18 protein-coding genes are annotated in these 20,778 nt (G+C 40.8%); 6 read left to right on the top strand and 12 right to left on the bottom strand.

The genetic code is table 11. From position 1 onward, the window contains the following. Window positions 1-115 precede the first annotated feature (115 nt). On the top strand, window positions 116-2,533 hold the full coding sequence (locus QVH07_RS03815; RefSeq protein ID WP_289998819.1) for a penicillin acylase family protein: 2,418 nt from the start codon (window positions 116-118) through the stop codon (window positions 2,531-2,533). 240 nt (window positions 2,534-2,773) lie between these two features. Here the strand turns inward: QVH07_RS03815 and QVH07_RS03820 are convergent, their stop codons facing one another. The 5 genes from QVH07_RS03820 to QVH07_RS03840 form a co-directional block, all read right to left on the bottom strand. Further along, window positions 2,774-4,051 carry a cation:proton antiporter domain-containing protein gene (locus QVH07_RS03820; protein ID WP_289998820.1) on the bottom strand — a complete coding sequence of 426 codons (1,278 nt, stop codon included), beginning with the start codon at window positions 4,049-4,051 and terminating at the stop codon, window positions 2,774-2,776. 3 nt (window positions 4,052-4,054) lie between these two features. Continuing rightward, window positions 4,055-4,771: a hypothetical protein gene (locus QVH07_RS03825; protein ID WP_289998821.1), complete on the bottom strand. Its 717-nt coding sequence runs from the start codon at window positions 4,769-4,771 to the stop codon at window positions 4,055-4,057. Beyond that, a complete protein-coding gene (locus tag QVH07_RS03830) occupies window positions 4,768-7,215 on the bottom strand; it encodes a P-loop NTPase family protein (protein ID WP_289998822.1) in 2,448 nt (815 codons plus the stop codon). Before QVH07_RS03830 ends, QVH07_RS03825 begins: the two co-directional genes overlap by 4 nt. A 95-nt stretch (window positions 7,216-7,310) precedes the next feature. Beyond that, a complete protein-coding gene (locus QVH07_RS03835; RefSeq protein ID WP_289998823.1) occupies window positions 7,311-7,883 on the bottom strand; it encodes a TlpA family protein disulfide reductase in 573 nt (190 codons plus the stop codon). 63 nt (window positions 7,884-7,946) lie between these two features. Beyond that, window positions 7,947-10,706 (bottom strand): outer membrane beta-barrel protein, encoded by a 2,760-nt coding sequence (locus tag QVH07_RS03840; RefSeq protein WP_289998824.1) that lies wholly within the window; start codon window positions 10,704-10,706, stop codon window positions 7,947-7,949. Window positions 10,707-10,964: 258 nt separating this feature from the next. On the opposite strand from QVH07_RS03840, the gene QVH07_RS03845 reads away from it, so the two are divergent. Next, window positions 10,965-11,219, top strand: coding sequence for a hypothetical protein (locus QVH07_RS03845; protein WP_289998825.1), 255 nt, complete (start codon window positions 10,965-10,967; stop codon window positions 11,217-11,219). Further along, on the top strand, window positions 11,216-11,986 hold the full coding sequence (locus QVH07_RS03850) for a LexA family transcriptional regulator (RefSeq protein WP_289998826.1): 771 nt from the start codon (window positions 11,216-11,218) through the stop codon (window positions 11,984-11,986). The genes QVH07_RS03845 and QVH07_RS03850 overlap by 4 nt, the downstream gene beginning before the upstream one ends. On the opposite strand, the gene QVH07_RS03855 is transcribed toward QVH07_RS03850, so the two are convergent. From QVH07_RS03855 to QVH07_RS03865, 3 genes are all read right to left on the bottom strand, one after another. Continuing rightward, window positions 11,983-13,056 carry a toll/interleukin-1 receptor domain-containing protein gene (locus QVH07_RS03855; RefSeq protein WP_289998827.1) on the bottom strand — a complete coding sequence of 358 codons (1,074 nt, stop codon included), beginning with the start codon at window positions 13,054-13,056 and terminating at the stop codon, window positions 11,983-11,985. The two genes, QVH07_RS03850 and QVH07_RS03855, sit on opposite strands and share 4 nt — an antisense overlap. 65 nt (window positions 13,057-13,121) lie before the next feature. Beyond that, entirely contained in the window at window positions 13,122-13,877 is a 756-nt protein-coding gene (locus QVH07_RS03860) for a hypothetical protein (RefSeq protein ID WP_289998828.1), read from the bottom strand. A 68-nt stretch (window positions 13,878-13,945) separates the two neighbouring features. After that, window positions 13,946-15,004: an AMP-binding protein gene (locus QVH07_RS03865; RefSeq protein ID WP_289998829.1), complete on the bottom strand. Its 1,059-nt coding sequence runs from the start codon at window positions 15,002-15,004 to the stop codon at window positions 13,946-13,948. Between the two features lie 82 nt (window positions 15,005-15,086). On the opposite strand from QVH07_RS03865, the gene QVH07_RS03870 reads away from it, so the two are divergent. Both QVH07_RS03870 and QVH07_RS03875 read left to right on the top strand, forming a co-directional pair. Next, a complete protein-coding gene (locus QVH07_RS03870) occupies window positions 15,087-15,920 on the top strand; it encodes a 1,4-dihydroxy-2-naphthoyl-CoA synthase (RefSeq protein ID WP_289998830.1) in 834 nt (277 codons plus the stop codon). Window positions 15,921-15,971: 51 nt separating this feature from the next. Then, a complete protein-coding gene (locus QVH07_RS03875) occupies window positions 15,972-16,379 on the top strand; it encodes an alkyl hydroperoxide reductase (RefSeq protein WP_289998831.1) in 408 nt (135 codons plus the stop codon). Window positions 16,380-16,389: 10 nt separating this feature from the next. Here QVH07_RS03875 and blaOXA read toward each other — a convergent pair whose 3' ends face one another. The 4 genes from blaOXA to QVH07_RS03895 all read right to left on the bottom strand — a co-directional run bounded on the left by blaOXA (window position 16,390) and on the right by QVH07_RS03895 (window position 19,854). Continuing rightward, entirely contained in the window at window positions 16,390-17,226 is an 837-nt protein-coding gene (gene blaOXA, locus QVH07_RS03880; protein ID WP_289998832.1) for a class D beta-lactamase, read from the bottom strand. Window position 17,227: 1 nt separating this feature from the next. Beyond that, a complete protein-coding gene (locus QVH07_RS03885) occupies window positions 17,228-17,683 on the bottom strand; it encodes a GNAT family N-acetyltransferase (RefSeq protein ID WP_289998833.1) in 456 nt (151 codons plus the stop codon). A gap of 74 nt (window positions 17,684-17,757) precedes the next feature. After that, a complete protein-coding gene (locus tag QVH07_RS03890; RefSeq protein WP_289998834.1) occupies window positions 17,758-18,618 on the bottom strand; it encodes a cyanophycinase in 861 nt (286 codons plus the stop codon). A gap of 21 nt (window positions 18,619-18,639) precedes the next feature. After that, window positions 18,640-19,854: a serine hydrolase domain-containing protein gene (locus QVH07_RS03895; protein ID WP_289998835.1), complete on the bottom strand. Its 1,215-nt coding sequence runs from the start codon at window positions 19,852-19,854 to the stop codon at window positions 18,640-18,642. A 75-nt stretch (window positions 19,855-19,929) separates the two neighbouring features. Between QVH07_RS03895 and QVH07_RS03900 the strand changes: the two genes are divergently transcribed. Further along, window positions 19,930-20,769, top strand: a complete 840-nt coding sequence (locus QVH07_RS03900; protein WP_289998836.1) for an alpha/beta hydrolase — start codon at window positions 19,930-19,932, stop codon at window positions 20,767-20,769. Window positions 20,770-20,778 lie beyond the last annotated feature (9 nt).

Raw genomic sequence — 20,778 nt, forward strand, 5'->3', positions numbered from 1 at the left:
AATGTAGATAAACCAAGATTTGACCAGATTTTTATAAAAATAGGAGTGGCTTTGCACATCAATTAGAGGATTTAATCCAATATCCTTAACTTCTGTTGATTATAACCCAAACACCATGAACTCTAGAAAATCGCCCACGCTTCTCATACTTTTCATAGCTATCCTATTTTCTTGTAATCCAGGCGCGGATAAATCGCTGGATCAACTAAGGGAGGATGTAGAAGTGATTCGGGATGAAAATGGCATCAACCACATATTTGCTCAAAATGAGGAAGACTTGTTTTTTATGCAGGGCTATTTGGCTGCCAGAGATCGTTTGTTTCAATTTGAGATTTGGAGGAGGCAAGCCACTGGAACATTGGCTGAAATTCTGGGAGAGCGGGAATTTGAAAGAGATCGGGGAGTTAGACTTTTTAAGTTTCGTGGGGACAAAGAAACAGAGCTTCGGCATTATCATCCGAGAGGAGTGAAGATAGTGGATTCCTTCGTCTCTGGAATCAATGCCTACATAACGGAAGCAAATGCAAATCCAGAGTCATTACCTATTGAGTTTCAAATGCTCGGAATTAAACCGGAACCTTGGACATGGGAAGTGGTGATTTCCAGGCATCAGGGACTTCTTGAAAATGTAAAGGATGAGCTAGAAATCAGTAGAGTGGTAAGTTTAATTGGAAAGGAAGAAGCAAAGAAGCTTTATTATTTCCATCCAAATGAGCCTATTCTTGAAATTGATTCAAGAATCTCCAAAGATTTACTTTTTAGGGATATTCTGGCACCTTATGAGGCTTTTCGAACATCAGTAAAATTTCAGCCGGAAGATTTGAAACCAGAGTTTCAGGCAAAAACCGAAGATGCGGAAATAGCTTTGGCGGAGTGGGAAAATGAATTAAAAACAACTCTGGAGGCCGATGCTTTTGCCCAGGGATCAAATAACTGGGTGCTTAGTGGAAAGAAAACAGAAAGTGGTTTTCCATTCATGGCAAATGATCCTCATCGTCTTCAGGCAGCTCCTTCTCTCCGCTATTGGGTACACCTAAATGCCCCTGGTTGGAATGTAGTCGGTGGAGGTGAGCCTGTTATTCCCGGGGTCTCTATTGGACATAATGATTTTGGAGCTTGGGGACTCACCATTTTTTCGACCGATAATGAAGACATGAGGGTTTATGATTTGCATCCGGATGACCCTAATCGATATTGGTTTAATGATGAGTGGAAGACCATGGAATCCATTCAAGATACTATTCAGATCAAGAATCAAGAGCCGAGGATAGTTACACATTTTTTCACTGTACACGGGCCAGTCACTTTTATTGATGAAGAGCTGGACAAAGCCGTCGCAGTTCAATGCGCCTGGTTAGAACCCGGATCCGCACCCTATTTGGCAAGTTTGAAAATGGACCAATCTCAATCCTGGGAGGAGTTTCGGGAAGCCTGTGCCAATAATTATATTCCGGCTGAGAACATGGTTTGGGCGGATAGAGATGGAAACATTGGCTGGCAGGCTACGGGTATTGCCCCGATTAGAAAGGGTTTCTCTGGTTTGGTGCCGACCATGGGAGACGGTAGCCTAGAGTGGGAAGGATATTTACCTATTGAAGACCGGCCCCATAATTATAATCCAGAGTCAGGGTTTATTGCTACTGCAAATGAGAACCTTGCCAAAGAAGATTATCCTTTTCCCGAAGCTCTTGGATTTGAGTGGTCAGATAATTATAGGGGAGAACGAATTCGGGAGGTTCTATCCCAAGATAAGAAGTTCACTATCGCTGAAATGGGTGCTCTGCAAAATGATTATCTCTCCCTTCCGGCAAGAGAATTGATACCTTTTCTTCAGGACCTAAGCTTTGAAAATTCTAGGGTAGATTCATTGAAAGAGACTTTATCCACCTGGGATTTCACTCTAAACCCTGAATCGGTACAAGCTGGGGTGTATGTCATGTGGGAAAGAGAACTTAGAAAGCTAGCTCTTGAGTTGGCAGCACCTGAAGAAGTGAGAGAATTTATGGGTGCGATTCAATTGACAAGGGTGATTGATTGGGTAAAAGATCCAGTCCTAATTTTTGACTCAGAAGCAGAAAAACAAAGGAATAGCTGGCTCAGCCAATCTTTTGAAAAGGCCATATCAGCTTTGGAACAAAAACTTGGGCCAAATCCAAAAAACTGGCAGTACGGTCAAGAGGATTACAAGCATGCTTTGATTTATCACCCTTTGGGTAGAGTAGTTTCGGAGGAATGGAAGTCAAAGCTTAATGCGGGTCCACTTCCAAGAGGTGGATACAGTTTTACGCCGAGTGCCAATGCTTATGGAGATAATAATACATCTGGAGCCTCCTTTAGAATTCTCGTAGATACAGAGGATTGGGAGGGTACTCAAGGGATTAATAACCCGGGACAATCTGGGGATGTAGCAAGTCCCTTTTATAAAAACCTATTTCCTATTTGGGCTAATGACGAATACGTGGGCATTCCTTTTGAAATCGAATCGGTCAGGAATATGGCTCATGAGATACAAGTTTTTAGAGCTGGAAATTAGTCTTGTTTTCAGAATAAAAAAGGCTTCCAAGTGGAAGCCTTTTGAATGCCGATCATCAACTAAACTTGAGAAAAGCTTTACCCCGTATGGGTAATTCAGCCATTTTCAATCCGGCATACATACATACCGAATTTTGGACCTGTAAGTTTGGCTGATTTGAATAAATATGACTTTGGGTGAAATAAGCTGATCACTGGTTTTAAAATCCCTGATAATAGCATTTGAGCTGCATTAATCCACTTATTTCGTTTTTGATTCAGCTTCTATTACCGTGGGAGCCTTCCAGCGGACATTATCCACTTTTCTACTTTGTGCCTTTTGAATGGCTTGCTGACTCCGCTTTTTATCATAGATCATCGCAAAAGTCATTATTAAGCTTGTCCCGATAATCACAAATAAAAGAATGCCTGGCTCAAAGCTTTCTATCTGTGCCTCCACAGGGATGGCGTAGAATAATAGCACGGTGATCAATCCTCTCGGTGCGATGAAAAGCTGAGGTAGCATATCCTTACCCACAAAAATCATCAAGAGAATCAGTCGAATCAGGTAAATCGATAAAATCAAAAGTGAGCTAATTAAGGCTACTTGCCAATCGAAAAGTGAAGATACCACTATGGTAATACCGAAAATCACGAAGAAAAAGGTCCGTACTACAAAGGCTGATTCTGCGGTAATGGTATGCAATTCATGATAAATTTGATGGGCTTTATCATAATTAAGCAACCTGGATAGCTTTCCTTGAAAGAAGATCTTCATGTTGGCAATCACTAATCCGAAAATCAAAATGATCAGCAGAGAGGAGAGGTGCATTTTTTTCCCTAAAGCATATAGCAAAAGTAGAAGAGCAATCAGGAGGAACTGCTTAACCTGAGTTTTAATATTCTGGAAGACCAAAATGATGGCATAACTCGCTATCAAAGAAAGTACAACCGTAAGCACCACGTTCCCGCCAAAACCAAATAAACCTGAGCCTTCGCTCGGATCTAATCTTCCAGTGAGAAAGTAGAACATCATAATTCCCAATATATCTGAGAAAGTACCCTCATAGATATGAAATTCTCTTTTGGCCTTATTTAGTCCTTCCACACTTGGAATGATAATGGCACTCGAAAGAATAGAAAGAGGAGTGGCGTATAACCATGCCGATTCTGTGGACATATCAGGAATGAAACTCTGCAGAATCCACACAGCTGCCCATGCGGAAGCCAGTAAACCAATCAACGCCACCGAAAATGACTTGAATATTGGAATGAGTTTTTCTTTTTTCAACTCCAACTCTAGAGCGGCTTCCAAGACAATCATGATCAACCCGACTATTCCCAAAACTTCAAGAATCGGGAAAAAGTCAATTTCATCACTCGTAACAGATCTAAGTAAGTATTGTAGGCCTATCCCCAGCCCGATAAGCATAAGCACTGAAGGAATATTGGTACGCTTTGAGATACCATTGAAAAGGAAGGACAAGATCAAAATGACCGAGGCCTCAATAATCAGATTATAAGATGAGATTATTTCCATTGCTTATTCAAATTTATCGGTTTGACCGGTTTCGATCTCGTGTGAAGCCAGAAAGATATTTATGTCATCTGCGCTTGCACCTTTTTCAAGGGTAAAGTGAAATAAATACACTCCCTTGGTTTTAGTAGCTCTGAGCGATGTGCTTTTTCCAAAGGACAGAACAGGATTGGCAAACAAAATATCCAAAATCTCTGCTGAAGACTTCTCGGATTTTAAGTATAGGGATTGTCTTTGCTGATTAGCTTGCTGCGCAATTACCGAAAAACCCATCCGTTCAAAATCTCGGTACCAGACGAATTGCTCTCCGGTATCTGTACCAAGAATTAAGCCTAGCGAAGAAACCCTGTTGATCAAGCCCCGAGTACCCTCATTTTGAACCAGGGCACCCACTTCGAGCATAGGGTTTGACTTTAGAAAAATTCCACTAACATAGTTTCTCAGATATGGAAAGGCGAAAATCGCTACAACTCCTGCAAAAACACCATGCCAAAGAAGATTGATAGCTACAAAACCCAATATCACCATGAGCCAGGCCATGGGAATATAAAACAGCTCAAAACGCTTGCTGTTTAACTTAAGTCTATTTCCTATCCGGTTTTGGGTCATGTAGCGCTCTATAGAGATTCTTAAAAGACGAACCACTAAATATATTCCCAGAAGAATCAATGCCAGCATCCAAAGATTTTGCCAGCCGAATATGTTTTCGTCCTGTTCTATCATTGGAGTATTTCGTTGTATTTCAACAAGGTGTAAACGTCTTGCTTGAGGAGGTCTTCTACTACTAACCTTCCACGTTCATCTCTGGCTAGTACATGAATGTTTAGCAGCTTTCTGATGACTGGCTTAAACTCTGTTTCAAATCGATCAGGGAAAAAGCTTTTGAATTCCAGTTCCGTCCCAAAGCCGAATAGAAGGCAATGCTTCAAAATGATCTGCTCGGTAGTGCTTAAGAAGTCGTTTAATTGGATATTTCGATCTTCAATAAGGATGGTCTCTTCATCTTTCACATCGGTGATAAATGTCCAGGCCTGTAAAACCGCCCCGATATTATGATCAAATTTCTTACTTAAGGCAACAATTTTCCGATTGATTTCCCGATCTGTAAATTCTTGATCACTAGTGTTTTGTAAAGATTTATGGGAAGCTCCATGCCTTAGCATGATTGCTTTATATATCTCATCGATATTTGCAGTATCCAGATTAAAATAATTCGTGAAGGATGCGGAAAACTGCAGCCTGGTATCCAGATGCCTTACCATAATCTCTGGCAAAGTAGCCAGAACCAAGGTTCGTTTACCATGGGTAGAAATGAAGTTCATTAGCTCCTTCACATTCTGGAGTAGACTTGTCTTTTGGTCTCTCCAAAGATTGAGATCATCCACTAGGATCAATGGACTAGTGTTTTGAAGAGATCGTTTGATAAAATCAAAAGCCTCCTTCAAGCTGTAGGAAGTCCGAAATTTCCTGCCTTCCACGACCAAATCGGTTTCTGGGGATAAGAGAATAGTATTCTTTTGAAAAGATACTTTGGATAAGTGTTCAGCCATGGTTGACTTTCCACAGAGAGGAGCTCCTGTCAGTAGAATCGAGCGGCTTTTTCCGGATTTCCATTGTACCACCACTTGATCTAGCTGATCCTCAACCTCTTTTCTGGGGACCAGAAATAAATCTCCAACAAAATTTTTGGTAAGAAAGAGAGTATGATAGTGATCAGGATGGATATCATGCGTTCGATTCTCTATCACCTGCATAGCGATTTCCAGCTTTTCATGGGCTGATTTTTCCTTCGTTTCTCTATATTTTCTTCCCAGTAGTTGAAGGAAAGATTGCCAGGTTCTCTTTATCCTTTGCCCTAGGTTTTTATTGCGGTTGTTTATGGTTCCGAAACTGGTCTGCAGGGGTACTTTTAGGAATTCTTTGTCTTGATAAACTGATGTGGCATAGAAATCCTTTTTGATCGTGTCATCTATATGGATCAGCAGATTATTTGCCCTGGTGGAATTTTCCCGGATTCCTTCCATCAGCTTTGAGACAGCCTGATGGTCAGCTTTGAAACTCTGAATTCCTTCAGACTGCTTGGCAATGGTGAGACTTCCACGAATCTGTGAAATCACATGCTTAATTCTGGAAATCATGCTCTCCTGATCTTCCCAAAGCTCAATAATATCAGGCAGAATAAAGTAATCTAACCATTTGGTGGTGGTTTTTTTGAAATCAATATTTTTGGTGACCAAAGCTCCATCCAAACTGCCTGTGGGCACTGAAAAACTTTTTAAACTTTCTAGCCAGTCTTCCAAAACACGAACCTGATGATCTTGCTTTCCTTCAAAAGTCAGAAGATCTTCCAAAACATCTTCCAGCCATTTGAGGGCCTTGTCTATTTCACCACTTTGCTCCAGCTGTGAGATCAATTCTTCTGATTCTCTGGCTTTCTGCAAAAAGGCTCTATTCTGCCGTCGAATTTCAAAACCCATTCGCTCCAGATTTGAGCGGATTAAACTGAAGGTCATGATGGTTTCCTTCATCAGATCGTTTGTTCTGATGATTTCGTCCATCTGCTTATTTAGGGTTTTAAATTGAGCCTTATAGACGCCCCAAGGATTCTTTAAATGGAGAACATCTTCAAATTTCCGGTCCAATGCACCTTCCTTAGTCTTTAAAACCTGAATCTCTCCGGTCATTTCCTTTTGAACTGCAAGAAGAGCTTCTTTTAAAAGGTGTTTACTCTTTTCATTCAGGTCGTCTATTTTGGCACTTTTTATTTTTTTCTCAGCCAGAAGATGTTCGCTGATCTTTTCCTGGAGTAGACAGTCACGGAAAAGCAAGAGTAAATCTTTGAATTTTTCCGGAAGGAAATAATCCCATAAATACCCTTCTAAAGACGGAATTTCTTCCTCAGTCTCCTTTTTAGGGAAATATTTCTCTGCTTCTTCCTGATACTGGTCAGTGAGTTTTTTGGACTGGGAAGTCAAAAAATCAGACAGAGGTTTTTCCCATGAATCCAGGGTCTCCACCATTGATTCAAGGCTTTTTTGAAACTCTGTCAGACTGTCTTTGACTTGGGGAACAGCCGGCTCTCTTATGTCTTGTATTTTGACCATCAGATTAATTATCGGAGTTAAAGAAAGCCTTTTTCTGGCAAAAGCAAAGGGATATCTTTCCAAAAAGAGATAATTTCAAAAGCAATTTTATGACTCCGAACAGAAAAGTATTTCTTTGATGAAAAACTTAAAACGATAAAAGTAGCTAATGGTTGTAGCTAGAGATTTCTCAAAAAATCCTCGAATTCTTTTGTGTTGAAGTTGCTCATTCCTACCTGATAGAAAACTATTTCACCTTCCTTATTAACCACCAAAGTGGTAGGGATTGATTCACTTCTTAGACTTGGATTAAGGCCAAAGCTGGCATGGACAGTTTTAAAGGACCAATTCTTGTTTTCGATAAAATTTTTCCCCTTTTCAAAATCATTGTCCAATCCGATCATTAAAAATACAATATCATCCCTATCAGAAAGAGAAGAATACAAATCAGATAAATGGGGCATCTCTGCCCTACATGGACCGCACCAAGATGCCCAAAGATTAACCAAAAGGATTTTGCCTTCATGATCTTCTAGTCTCACTCTTTGCCCGTCAAAAGTTTGAAATTGGGCTTGAAAATCAAAAGGCTGGCCCACTCGTTCATTCGACTCAATCTTTGGCTTGATAAGCCCTGTAGAAAGAAGAATAGACTGCAACCCGCCTTGAATTACTGGTAGCAATCCAGTGAAATACAGAAAAGCGAAAATGGAGAATATTATACCCCAGGATTTAGCTTCTTTTTTCCAGTTCATTCAGCAAATAAAAAACAAATGGAATAAAGCCTAAGTGATAAATGATACTATGGTGGTCTTATTTTAATCTACTGATGCGCCTGAATTAACTAGGTCATTGTAATCCTCCATGTTCATACCTTTGCTGAATCTACGGAGGTTGTATGAGAATGTAAGCATTAAATAGCGCTGAAGCACATTGGTCTCTACATCCTCGACATAAATGTCAGTCACATTTCTTCGCACACTATTATTTTGATTGAAGATATCATAAGCATTGATACTGATTTCGCCTCTTTGATTTGCGAAAATCTTCTTACCAATACTCATATTCATAAGAAAGATATTTTGATCAAAACCATCTGATAGACCGCTATTTATCTGATGATTAATATCCATCCGATAGACGAATCCTTCCCAGATTATCCAGCTGAAATTAACTCTGGTTCTTTGGTTAAAGAAGTTATTATTCAAATCAGAGTTCAGGGTATTTTCTACATCATTCCAAGAGAGGCGAGTAGAAACCCGGAAATCGATTTGATCACTTATATTACTACTTACAGAAAACCCTGTGCTGAATCTTGTTGAGTTATTGAAGCTCAAATCACCGTTTACCTGTCCCGGTCGTTTATTGTGAGAAAGTCCTCCCCAAATATTGAGATTGGACTTGATAAAATCTGCAGGCATACTATAACTCAACCAAGACCGATAATCCTGAAATCCATCTAGGTTAACAGGCCTTATCAGCTGGGAGCCTTTTTCCAGAATGACTCCCCCAGGGAGTTCTGTGGTTTCGTCTGCGATAAAGGAGCTATTTGCCACTGCATTTTGGACGAAACGCGCTTGGGCGAAGAGGAACCAACCTTTATCTGTCTCGGGGTCTCGGCTTCTGAATCTCAGTCTGAGACGATTAGAATAAGACTGATCTAAATCTGGGTTTCCTGTTCTTAAACGTAGAGGGTTGCTTTGGTCAATCACACCCTGTAATTCCTGCACAGATGGAGCATCCACATCGGTGTCATAATCAAATTCTAAGTTTGTGTTTTGGGTGAATTGATAATCAAAACGGAAAGTCGGCATAAAACTTTCAAAGGTCCTTTCAAGATCAAAAGGAGCAGGGAAGAACTGAAGATTATCCAGGCTGGCATTTTGATATTCACCTTCGACCTGAATTCTCATTTTGTCTTTCGAGAATTGGTATCCCAATTCCGTTTCATGTCTTAAATACTGGCTTTCGAAACTGTTACTGAGGGCAGTATCCAGTTCCAATTCTATAGAGCCTATATCTTCTCCTAAAATATCAAAGGTTAACTGATCAGAGTCATTGATTCGGTTGCCAACCTCATATTCCCATTCCAGTTGACCGTATTTTCCTAAGGGTTCTGTATAAGAAATCCCGGTCTCCCATGATAGTCCGGTTCGGTCTCGAGTGATCTCCTGATTAATTATTTCAGTTCGCTCTTCAGGCTGAAAAAAGATATTTTCTGCACGTCGTACTTGCCTGTCTTCATTTCGATGATTTCCAACATATCCTCTTAGACTCAGGCTTCTTCCGGGCTTATTGAACTTATGGCCATAATAAATGAAGTTATTGATGTCATAATCCTCATTATCCAAAGTCCTAACATTTGTAGTCTGATTTAAAGGACCATCATTGTTTTCACTAGAACCTTCGAAAGCTGAATTTTCCTTATAAAACTGAGCAGACATTCTTGGTCTGTAAACAATTTTATTTCGCTCATCAATATTGTACTCCAGCCTCATATCGAATCTGTGCTCCTGCCTATTTCCTTGAGTTCTGTTTGACTCTGTATAGGTTTGGCCTGCATCTTCTGAGGTCACAAAAGCCTGAAAGACATTTTGGATTTCATCATTTTCTCTCTGCCGGAAGCGATAATTCGCAGAAAGTTTAACTTTTTCCCCAATGTCATCGGTATAGTTAATTCCAAGAATATTGGTGTCGATAATTCCATTCTGTGGACGGGTATTGTTCTGCACATTAGGATCACTGGAATAATCCAAAAGATTAATATTGTTGCTCAATCCCGTAAAAGTGATTCTTTGATCTTCGTTAAAGGCATTGATACTAGCCCCGACCAGGTAACGACTATCTGTACCGTATCCGCCTGTCATTCTTCCAAACTGCCCTTTACGGCGATTAGGTTTGGTAATAATATTTATGGTCTTAATTCTTTCCCCATCATCAAATCCACTCAGCTGGGATTGCTCACTTAATTGATCAAAGATTTCTATGCTTTGGATGATTTCGGCTGGGATATTCTGTAGGGCTGTGGTCACATCATTTCCGAAAAATGGTTCACCATCCACAAGGATTTGAGTTACTGCCTCGCCTTGGGCCTGAAGGGATCCATCTTCTGAAAGGACACCTGGTAATTTTTCAATTAAACTTTGGGCACTGGCATCCCGCATCGTTTGAAAGGCATCCGCATTAAACATGGTGGTATCACTTCTAGTCTCGCCTCTGGACCTTCTACCGGTTACCATGACCTCATTTAAATCGGTGGCTTCTTCTGCGATGTTCAGATTACCTAAATTCAAATCTCCTTGAACTTCTATGTTTCGAAATAGGGACTTATACCCGAGGTATTGAACTTGTAAAATATAATCTCCACCTTTTACGTCCTTCAATTCAAAAAATCCATCCAGGTCACTGATCATACCATCTCTTTGGACGGAGTCACCATAATTCAAAAGGAGAATAGTAGCATTGGGAATGGTTTCATTTCTGGCCGCATCACGGACAGTTCCTTTCACGGTGTAAGTTTGGGCGAAAAGCCCTAAGCTGATAAAAAATAGTGCGAGGCTGGTAAAAAACTTTCTCATCCCTTCTTCTCTTTCTTTGTGGTGTTGTTGGTTTAGATGGGTTAAAAGTAATCAATATGGATGCTGCGTTACGAGCGGATTTGACGAGTGGTTAGAATGTGTCTTGAAAAACTCCCATTCATCAAAAAAGTCGAAATGAGAGCCCTAGCCTCATTATTCCGTCAATTTCTGCCAGAATTAATGTTAATTTTATAAACAATATTGTGTTTATAAAATTAACATATTTAATTGCTTGAAGTAATTGAAAAGGCAAAAAGTATGGAAACCGAACAAATCAGCATCGAAACCAAGAACCTGGCATCTGGAAATTGCCAGGTCAAGTTTTTTATCGAAGATCAAAAGAAAAGTCAATATGGATACCTTCTTGTTTCTGAGCCAAAGTCAGTAGGAGAGATCATCGAGGAAATCAAATTGAAAATGGAGAAAAGGAGAATGGAGGAAAAGTCTATCAATCCTTTTTTCCCAGTGAAACCGAAAAATGAGGACAAGAACTTTTATCTCTTTTCAGCATGAGTTTTCTGGGTAGTAATTTGAAGTTTTTGCGTAAGCAAAAGGAAATCACACAGTCTCAATTAGCGGATCAGTTATCTGTTCAAAGGACGATGATTTCAGCCTATGAAGACGGTCGCTCGGAGCCAAAGATTGGAACCCTTCAGAAGCTTGCCGAAATTTTTGAAGTAGGGGTGGAAGAATTACTTTTTCATGACATAGAGAATAAAGGACGCCTTGCCCTGCAAAAAAGGAAACTCAACATCCTGACTATTGCTGCAGATGAGGAGAAAGAGAATATTCTTTTCGTCGAGCAAAAAGCTTCTGCCGGTTATCTAAACGGCTTGGCGGATCCGGAATACATGGAAAGTTTGAAGCAATTTCATTTGCCTGGGTTACCCCAGAACGCAACCTACCGAGCCTTTGAATTATCGGGTGATTCCATGCTTCCTCTCGTTCCTGGCACCATTGTGATAGGTTCTTATATAGATCAGCTGAGTAATATAAAAAGTGGTAAAACCTATATTTTGGTAAGTCAGACTGAGGGTGTGGTTTACAAAAGGGTGTTTAATTATCTGGGAGAAAATGGTAAGCTCTATCTCGTTTCGGATAATGAGCAATACAAACCATATGAGGTTTCAGCAGAAGATGTACTGGAGGTGTGGGAGGCAAGAGCCTTTGTAAGCACGGATTTTCCTAATCCGGGAGATAAAAAGAAGCCACTCAGCTTAGAGGATCTGGGCGAAATGATTAGGGATATCCAATCCGATTTGAAGCGTCTGAAGGATTAATTGATCACAGTAAGGGTTACAGCGGTGGTGTAATTGGTCGACGGAATATATAATTCTCCGGTTAAGGTACCTGGACTTGAATAAACCAATTCAAGTTCTAGTCCGATTTGCATATAGTTATTAAAGCCATCGACGTAAAGAACATCATCCTCCCAAAACCCTGTGCCAGTTCCTATTAGCTCATTTAATGCATTGTATTCATAATATTCAATGTCAGAATTTAACTGATTAAACCTTATGGTGGCAAAGCTTCCATCAGCTGCATTTAAGTACCAAATTCCAGTTACATTGACTTGAGTAGATGGACTGATATCTGTACTTCCATTACCTCCTGAATTGGTATTAATTTCGTCTTGCTGATTTTGAAAATCATCTAAAATTTCGTTTGCCGTGGGATTCTGGGGATTTCCCGTCACAGCTTCATTGTAGCCTTCTTCAAAACCCTCCTCAAAATCTTCTCCTCCTAGCGAGAATAGAATTGCTATAACCACAAATCCTCCCAAAAGCCAGATATAGTTTTTAGCAAACCATGATTTTTCCTTCTTCGGAGGAATAGGTCTTGGGGTTGGCTTGGGTCCTGGAGTGGGAGCCGGTTTTTTCTTTGGCTCAATAATTTTAGATAGAATTCCGACCAATTGCTCCGTATCATATTTCCATCTTGAACTACTCAGTTCATGTGCATGTCTGCGGTTCAGTGCTTGAAGCTCTTCAGGTAGTTCGGAATTAGAAGGCATTTTAGCACCATTGACGAGCACTGGAATCACACGAATATCCCTTTCCAGGGCTGCTGCGATTTCAATTCGTATAAAGTCATCCTTCTCAAAAAGCCTTAAGTTTCCTTCAGCATCCTTGATGTTTGCCCAGTGCGGCCCAATGATAGCCAATAATACCTTACAGGAGTTCAGTGCCTGATCTATGGCCTCCACAAAATCCAAACCCGCTTCCAGGGTTTCTACATCAAGAAATACGGACTCCTGACCAAAAACATCTTGAAGATCATCCACGAGCCTGCCTGCTTCACCAGAGGCATCCTTCCTTCTATAACTGACAAAAATTTTATTGTTGGGCATAAAAAAACTGATTCACCTAGCTAAATATAAATAAATCAGTTCATTATGCGAATGCTTTAAAAAGTTCAGATCAAATCCATCAAACCTTTTTCTATCCGGCCGACAGCGTCGAATTCCCTATCCACATTCGTGACTCCTTTCCCCAATACATGCCAATACCCATCTCCACAATCAAGATAAATACCTCGTTTGTTTCCGGGTTGGTCGCGAGCGATTTCATAATTATAATCAGGTGTAAAAATCAGTTTCATTAGCTCGATGGCGAATTCCCAATTCAAATCTTCAACCTTTCCATTTGATTCTAACTTCACCGTGCGATTTGAAAAATAGACGGTGATCTGGGCCTCGACGGAAATTTCCTTGGTTACTACTTTGAACCGGATACTAAGTGGCGCTTCCTTTTTATTGGTTTCATAAATCGCCTGAATTAAGTCCTGGGCTAATAATTTCCAGCCTTCCTGATCCATGGGGACTTTTGCAGCCTGAGCTGATTTTCCTTCTACTAATGCCAATGAAATACCTTCATCCTTCAACGAGCGGGAGTTCCATTTGGTACTCCTAAGCTTTTCAAAAACCACTTCTTTCCAAATGGAATTTAAATCAACTTTGGCAGAATAATCATCCTCAAGAGAAAAGCCCTCCTCATATATTTCCTCTTCGGAAAGTTCTTCTCTATCCGTGTAATGAATTACAAAATCACTTTCCAAATCACCTTTTGACCAATCAAGCCCCAAACGATAAACATGGCTAAAAGGTGGTGGAATGCTGCCGGAATCATATTCTATTTCCAGCCCTGAAAACTTATTAAGATCTATGCTCATGGCTTAAATTTGGCACAAAAATAAGCGAAATAATCCGAATCGATCTTTAGGGGAGTAACTATCTCTATCTAGCTCAAATCAGAGATTGAGGCTTTTCTTTGCACCTTTCCATTTTTGGTTTCCACAAAGCTGGGGAGAACGAAGATCTCCTTTGGCGTCTGAATGGATCCGAGTGATTCCTTAATCTTTGTACGCATTTCTTTGGTATTGATCTCATGATTTGGGTCCTCTAGGGCCATGCAAAGCTTTTCTCCAAGTTTTTCATCTTCCTTACCAAACAGGAAGAATCTATTTGGTAATTCATTTCCTAAGATCATTTGAATCTTGATTTCCAATTCTTCGGGATGAAGCTTGATGCCTCCGGAGTTTATTACAAAATCACTTCGGCCGATCCAATAGAATTCGGTTGGTGAAACCATATTGACCACGTCGTTGGTCTGGACTACTTTCATATCACTCATTGGAGATTTAACCCATAGGTTATTCTGCTCGGAAACTCCTATTTCCACGCCTGGTAGTACATGATATTTTAAGGGGAATGGAGTTATGCGTGCCAAGGCAAAATGAGAAACCGTTTCAGTCATTCCAAAAGTCTGCCAGGCGGGAATCCTACTTTCAGAGATCTTTTCTCGAAGCGTTTGGTTGGTGGGAGCTCCACCGACAAGAATATGTTTTAACCCTGATAATTTACCAGGTTGGGATAGAAGCCCTTCTAGTTGGCTGGGAACAAGGGTAATAAAGGTTGGCTGGAAATCTGAAGGAGCCTTAAGAGGAGAGTTGGAGGGTTTTTCACAGAAAATGGGGCACCGCCATACCATCGCTCTAACAAGGTTCATTATCCCTGCGATGAATTCTGGATTCAAAGAATTCATAATTCTGCTTCGACTGCTGGTTCCAAGGAAGCTTTGAGTGGCTTTGGCGCTAGCTTCCATCTGACTTCGCTTTACTGTAATCAGCTTTGGTTTACCAGTTGATCCGCTGGTTCGTAATTGAAACTCGCTTTCTCCGGATAGCCATTTTCCACAAAAATCAATCGTGGCCTTAGCCCAAGGCTCTGTAAATGAGCTTTCCGTGAGAAAATCTTCCTTTTTTGTAAAAGTTTTGTCTTCGATTCGAAGTTGAAACATCTATTTTTGGTCTGAAATGGGATTCAATATAATCAACAAAAGAATTGAGAAGCCGGTTATCAATAGACTCAAATAACTAATTATGAATTGGATTACTGCCAAAGAATACGAAGATATTACTTATAAGAAATGTGATGGCGTTGCGCGAATCGCCTTTAATCGCCCAGAAGTTCGAAATGCTTTTCGTCCAAAAACAACTTCGGAACTCTATGACGCTTTTTACGACGCACAGGAAGATACTTCAATTGGGGTGATCCTGCTAAGCGGTGAAGGGCCCTCTCCTAAGGATGGTGGGTGGGCTTTTTGCTCCGGAGGAGATCAAAAAGCTCGGGGCCATCAGGGATATGTGGGTGAAGACGGATATCATCGACTGAATATTCTTGAAGTTCAGCGCCTCATTCGTTTCATGCCAAAAGTGGTCATCGCAGTGGTGCCTGGATGGGCTGTGGGTGGGGGGCATAGTCTCCATGTGGTTTGTGATCTTACTTTGGCAAGTAAGGAGCACGCTATCTTCAAACAAACGGATGCTGATGTGACAAGTTTTGACGGCGGGTACGGTTCTGCCTATCTGGCGAAAATGGTAGGGCAAAAGAAAGCCAGAGAAATCTTCTTTTTAGGTAGGAACTATTCTGCTCAGGATGCCTTTGAGATGGGAATGGTGAATGCGGTGATTCCACATGATGAGTTGGAAAGCACAGCTTATGAATGGGCTCAGGAAATCCTAGCTAAATCGCCAACTTCGATCAAGATGCTCAAATTTGCTATGAATCTTACCGATGATGGTTTGGCAGGTCAACAGGTTTTTGCAGGAGAGGCTACACGACTGGCTTACATGACTGATGAAGCCAAAGAAGGAAGAAATGCATTTCTCGAAAAGCGAAAGCCCAACTTTGGAAAAAATAAATGGATCCCTTGATTATTTGACCACAGGCCTGAAACATTTTCAGGCCTTTTTTATTCCCTCTTCATGGAAGCTTCTTTTCAAAGTAAACCCTGGATGGGAAAGGTGATGAAAATCGCAGCTATTTATAATATCCTTTGGGGTGCTTGGGTAGTACTTTTCCCTCTTCAGTTTTTTGAATTGACAGGAATGGCCGAGCCTGTTCACCCGATGATATGGCAAGGTATGGGGATGGTCATTGGGGTTTATGGTCTTGGTTACTGGTGGTCTTCTGCTGACCCCGTAAAGCATTGGCCTATCGTGGCTGTCGGATTCCTTGGAAAGATCTTCGGACCGCTTGGGTTTGTTTTTAATTATCTCAATGGTGTAGTTCCCGGTTCTTTTGGTTATACTTTAATCACCAATGACATTATTTGGTGGATTCCTTTTGGACTAATTCTTTTCGAAGCCAAAAAGGGTGGTTGGAAGTTATAGCGAAAAAAATCTAGGAACTGGTTTTGACTCCTAAAACCTTCAAGGCTTTCATGGTCACTTTCCCACGGATTCTGGCAAAATCATCCATGTGGAAGTCCTTACCTGGTTCTACATTGGTGGCAAAAAAGTACTTTCGATCTTCATAAGTGAGATATCCGACAAACCATCCATTATTTTGATTATTCACTATGGACCAACCGGTTTTCGCTCTGAGGGTGTAATTCTCACCTTCCTCGAGAATCATGATTTTTTTGACCAATTCCTCCGTTCTTTCTGAAATTGGCAGTTCCGAGTTAGCGAGTCTTATCAGAAAATCAATTTGCTCAAAAGGGGTAATCCTAGATTCTCCTTCCACCCAAAATAAATCCAAGTTGGTAGAGTCAAATTTAAGGTTGCCATAATCTAGTTTATTTGCCAAGGCTTTCATGCGTTCCAACCCGACTTCTCTGGCGATTTTGCGATAGCATGGCAAGCAAGATCTTAAAAAAGCCTGTTTGAGAGTCATATCCTCCTCCCAGCTAGACATTCTTCTGGGTTCACCGTCCCAGACTAAAATAGTGGAGTCATTTTCTACAACTCCCGACTCCAAAGCGATGATGGAGTTTGGAATTTTAAAAGTAGATGCCGGAAGTTGCCCCGCTCTTGCCCAGTCAAAGTCATTAGAGTAGAATTTATTTTCAACCTCATCCAGGATCAAAATAGTACCTCGAACTTTTGCTGAATCCAGAATGGCCTGAAATTCCTCTTGAATAAATTCTTGAGGTGAATCAAGCATAATTGCTGGTGCTACCGGTTTTTGCTGATTACAGGCAGTAATGATTATGACAATTAGGAAGAACTTTTTCATGCTAGATAGATAGAAAAAACCGTTCTTTTTCCTTTGAAACTGCGCCAATTCTATTGTAGAATTTGATGGCTCTGGTGTTGAATTTTGGGGTTTGCCACTGGATCAGATTGCATCCCAAATTTTTTCCCTCGGACTTAATTTTATTTATCAGCTCTTCACCGATTCCAAATCCCCGACACCCATCTCTTAGATAAAGGCAATCCATATAAATGTAAAACCATGCATCCCAAGTAGAGAACTGTTTCATAAAAGAAGCATAACCCATTAGCGTACTAGAATCCAGGTCCTCTACCACCAGGCAAAATAGACTTGGTGATTCCGAAAAGAGATGTTTCTTGAGGTTTTCTAATTTTCCTTTCTTGGAATATTCAGATTTTTCGAACTCTGCATGAAGCTGGCAAAGTTCAATCAGCTCTTCAAGATCCGATGACAAAGCAAACCTAATTTGGTAATTCATGAGGATAACATTAGATGATTTCAGGCCAGAACTATTTCCAGAGAATGAAAATTATCCGGGTGTTTGGTTTTGGCTTATTTTAAAATAATTCTTTGCTCCTTCAGGTCGTAAGCATTGCCCTCCCTGAGAAAGTAAAACTGCTCCACATCTTTGGGCAGCTGGTAAATGGTATCTCGTTCCGCTGACCAACGCGTTCCATCATAAATCCCTACATATCCTTTGCCCACCACTTTGAACTGGTTATCTGTGACTAGAATTCCTGTATTTTCTTCCAAACCAATTCCCAATACTTCAGGATGAACTCTTTTCACTTCAAATAGGTCAAATTGGCGATTCCTCGCCAAATGGTGCTGATCGATGGCTATATTTTGAAGGAAACCAAAACCTTCCTGATATTCACCGAGCATGATGGTATTTCCTGCAGGATCGCCTCGGACTAGCAAGTCGGCCATAATGGAAGCTCCTGCAGAGGTTCCGGCGATTACCTTTCCTTTTTTCAGTAATTGGTCCAGGGCATTTTGAGTTCTGGTTCCGAGGTAGCTTTGGACCAGTCTCCACTGACGTCCGCCGGTGATCCAGACGCCTTCTGCATCCAATAGCGGTTTGATGAACTCTTTGGTATCCGCCAAAACTTTGTCCCTAGTATGGAGAACTTCGATATTGGTGAACCCTGCATTTTTGAAAGGCTTTTTCAATCGTTCAAAATCAGGGTCATTTTCAATGGCATTATCGGTCATTGCCGAAGGGATGATCACAATTTTCCTATCAAACCCACCTGCGAGTTCGGCAAAATAATCAATGAAATACTCGTTGGTGGCTGCACCTCCCAGGATTAAAAGTTTTCCTTTGGGATGGACTTGTTTTTGAGCTTTGACCTGAAAGGTCAAAGCCATAAAGAAGAAGAGTAAGGTAGCTGTAGCTGTTTTCGGAAACATAAATGCTATGGGAGTAATGTTTTATTCAACAGCCTGGTAAACCATCTGACGCATCTTGGCCGGGTAGTAATTCGAATAGGGAGCTGTCTGAGTCATCATTATCGAAATCAAATCTTCTTCCGGATCGATGAAAAAGTAGGTGCAATATGCTCCACTCCAAAAGTATTGACCTTCTGAACCCAATGATTTCGCGTCCGCGAGATCATCCAAAACAGCAAAGCCAAAACCAAATTCATAACCGGGATCCTGAAATAAACCATTCGCCTGATCCATGGTCATTATTTCTAATGTTTTTGGGCTGATGAATCTCTTGCCATTCCATTCGCCTCCATTTAACAGCATTCTCGCAAAAGTGGCATAGTCCTGCGCAGTCGAAAACAAAGCATTAGCTCCGGCAAAAACCACATTTCCGGTCATTGGCGTCTGCCGCTCTGCTTTAATAAGTTTTCCGTTGTCATCATAAGAATGAAGCATAGCCATTCTGGATTGTTGTTCTTCATCCAGATTGTACCCGGTATCATTCATACCCAGAGGGTCAAAAAGTCTTTCCTGGAGAAATTCTTCCGTGGTCTGACCTGAAAAAATCTCAATGAGTCTGGAAAGGATATCCGGGGAGGCAGAATAGTACCATTGTTCACCAGGATGCCCAACGAGGGGCATTTTTGCAAATGCTTTTACTCTAGCTTCTATGTTTTCATGAGGAGTATAATACAATGTTTCAAGCACTTTCTGATCCAATGCTGATTGGCCTAAACCATGCGAAAATCCTGCAGTATGACTCATTAATTGAGCGATGGTGATTGGGCTTTTCGGATCCACCATTTCACTTTCTAAACCCTTTTCCGGATCCACCGCCACTTTTGTATCCTTGAACTCAGGGATGTATTTATAAAGAGGATCATTTAGCATAAAATGACCTTCTTCATAAAGCATCATAAAAGCAGTGGTTATTATTGGTTTGGTCATGGATTGGATGAAAAAAATCTGGTCTAATTCCATTTCCTCCTGAGTGGAAATATCAGAGTAGCCTATGGCTTCTTGGTGAGCTTTCTCCCCATTTTTGTAAATCAAAGTTACGGCTCCCGCTATCCTGCCTTCTGCCACTTCTCTTTCCAGAAATTCATCAAATCTCTGGATCCTGTCCTGAGAGATTTCGGTGCTTATGACTTGAGAAAAGGAGGTGCTTGAAATAAAAAATAGAAACAAGGCTAATAGATTGAATCGATTATTTCTCATGAGGAAATTGTTTTAGATGATCAATTGAATCTTTCAAGATAAAACGCTTTTGGTTCTTTTTCCTAATTTGTAAAAATGAATCATCTCGAAACTTCTTACACCACTCAGGATGGCTTAAAGCTATATTTACAGGCATGGCTGCCAGAAGAGCCAAAGGCTAGTTTACTTCTGGTTCATGGGCTGGGCGAGCATAGCGGTAGGTACGATCATTTGGTGAAAACTCTCAACCAGTTAGGTGTGGCGGTATTTACCTTTGATGGCAGAGGTCATGGTAAATCAGCTGAGGGCAAGCCTGACGCATTTTTTGCTTCCTATGAGGATTATTTAAAAGACATTAATTCCCTCTTTGAGAAGGTGAAAAGCTATGTTCCAAATGTTCCTTCTTTTATTTATGGGCATAGTATGGGTGGAGGCCTTGTGGCAGCATTTGTATTAAAATACAAACCTGAAGCTTCAGGCGTGATTCTTTCCTCTGCAGCCATCAAAGAGGCAGAGGGAACATCTCCTCTTTTGATAGCATCTGCAAAATGGATCAGTAAAATCTTTCCAAGGTTAAAGGTGCTTGCATTAGATGCTAATTCGATTTCCAGAATTCCCGAGGAGGTTTCGAAATATCTCGATGACCCATTGGTTTACACCAAGTCTATTCCGGCACGAACAGGTTATGAACTCCTCAGGATGACTCGATTTATTCAAGACTCAGCGGATGAATTTTCTTTGCCAGTTTTGATAATTCATGGTACTGATGACAAACTAACTAATCCTGAAGGATCCAAGTTGCTACATGCAAAGGCCAAGTCAAGTGATAAGGTTTTACAACTTTTTGAAGGTGGGTATCATGAGCTTTTGAATGATTTAGATAGTAAGAAAGCATTAGATCTGATTCATGATTGGGTGAAGACCAGAATTGAATAGCGCTTGATC

The sequence above is a fragment of the Algoriphagus sediminis genome (assembly GCF_030403435.1).
In the GTDB taxonomy this organism is placed as follows: Bacteria; Bacteroidota; Bacteroidia; order Cytophagales; family Cyclobacteriaceae; genus Algoriphagus; species Algoriphagus sediminis.